The organism is Synechococcus sp. CS-197 (assembly GCF_025128215.1).
Lineage (GTDB): Bacteria > Cyanobacteriota > Cyanobacteriia > PCC-6307 > Cyanobiaceae > Synechococcus_C.
Genome location: NZ_JAHLZC010000001.1, coordinates 1 through 1,884, shown reverse-complemented (window position 1 = coordinate 1,884; position 1,884 = coordinate 1). Strand labels below are relative to the sequence as shown.

Sequence of the window (1,884 nt, the reverse complement as noted above, 5' to 3'; positions counted from 1 at the left end):
GCGGGTCATGGCCCGGTTGCCGCGGTAGGTGCCGTTGGGGTAGCCAGCGACGCAGCCGTAGCGCTCGATCAGGTTGCTCAGTGCCTGGTAAGCCCAGTCGGTGGGATACACATCAGAGAACTGAGTGATGCTGGTGACCTGCTCGCCGGACTCGGCGTAGTCGGACACACCGTTGATGTTCAGCTCAGTGGCGTTGGCGGCCATGGGAGCCAGGAGGCCCAGGGCTGCAGGTGCCACCAGCAGTTGCTGGAAGAGTTTCATTGAATTCCTCACACCAAAAATTGAGGGATATGGACACAAGTGTCCGAACAGAACTTAAAGGTGTGTCGATCGAATGCACAGGAGGCCGCTGCACAAGCTGTCCACAAAAAACCCCTCCGCCATGCAGCGGAGGGGCAAAAGAGTCTCAGGAGACTCGTGTTGATTGAGGGGAATTGAACTGGGTTCGATCAGAACTTGAAGGAGGTCTTCACCAGACCGCCGAACTGATTGAAGGAATCACCCTGAGTGACTGAACCCAACGGACGGCTGAGATAGAAGAGTGCTGGCGTCACCGAGATGTTGTCGGTGACCTGGAACTGATACCAGAACTCCCAGGCGTATTGACCGTCGCGGGTGAAACGGTCTTCTGCCGTTGAGGAGGACACACCGTCCACATCGTCTCCACTCAGACCAAGCGAGGTCACGAAGCCCTGCTGTCCCACAGCCATACCGGCGTTGTTGCCCTTGAGGAACACATCGCTCCATTGCAGGCCCACATACCAGGACTGAGATGTGGCGGATTCAAAGTCGTAGCCAAGCAGCTGAGGATCAGCACCGTCGCCGCCACCGAAGTAGTCGTTGCCATTGGTGCTGTTCAGGCCCCAACCCAAACTGATGGAAGGAATGAAGCCAGACTCTTCAGGCTCCCACCAGGCACTTACAGCAACGTTGTTGCTGTTGCCGAGCAGGCCCACCTGGGTGGCCAGCGGGGTTCCGGTGCTTTGGTACAGCGTTCCCCAGTTGCCGGAGGAATAGGTGTAAGCCGCAGCCACACCCCAGCCGGAATCGGCATAAGCGAGCTGAACCGTGCCCGTACCAGCCGCTGCATCGGTGGCGATACCGCCGCTGGTGGGATCGGTTTCATTGCCGTTAAACGACACGTAGTTGGCACTCACGCTGAAACCGTTGTTGCTCCACCAAAGACCAGCACCAGGTCCAAGATTCAAGCTGTAAGCACCGGGAGCACCGGCGTAGGTGAAGAAGTCGAGAACCGTGTCTGCCGGGTAAGCACTCGGCCACACAGCAAGCATGTCGTCCTGGCGGACGAAGCCACCGGCTGTGACAGTGAAATCACTTCCGAGGGGGAACTGATAGAAGAGTCGATCAATCGACACTGCATTGGACTTCGGCCCTTCTTCAAAGGCCACTTCCAAACCGGAGGCCGTCGCGAAGGTTCCTCCACTCAGGGCGTCGTAGATGCCTGAGGAAGCAGAGAATCCAAAGGCGCTGTTGGTGAAGTTGCCCGTGCGCAGCCGGGTGCGCAGCAGATCCTTACCGGTGAAACTGGTGTCGAAGTCGATCTTCAGGTCGTAATTGAAGACGGCGGCACCGAGGTTGTTATTGGCCTGAAAGGCCATGGTGCGCTTGCTGCCAACGCCGGATTCAGCTTTGGTGAGTTGCCGTCCGAATTGCTGATCAACCTTGGCGTTACCGCCAAACGTGTTGGCACCGGTCACGAAGGTGGCCACACCACTCATCTTCGTGGTGGTGGTGAACTGGGTGGCTTCCAGTTCGCCCACGCGGGCTTCCAGACCGTCCACGCGGCCCTTGAGGATGGCGAGTTCCTTCTCGAACTCCTTCATCAGACGCTTGAGCTCGTCGGTCACTTCGGTGACGCGGTCG

The 1,884-nt window shown here is 58.2% G+C and carries 2 protein-coding genes; both read right to left on the bottom strand.

The genetic code is table 11. From position 1 onward, the window contains the following. A partial coding sequence (locus KQ296_RS00010) for an S-layer homology domain-containing protein (protein WP_259726270.1) occupies positions 1 to 261 on the bottom strand: 261 nt, incomplete at its 3' end. 188 nt (positions 262 to 449) lie between these two features. Further along, positions 450 to 1,884: iron uptake porin (locus tag KQ296_RS00005; RefSeq protein WP_259726269.1), on the bottom strand; the 1,435-nt coding region annotated here is incomplete at its 5' end.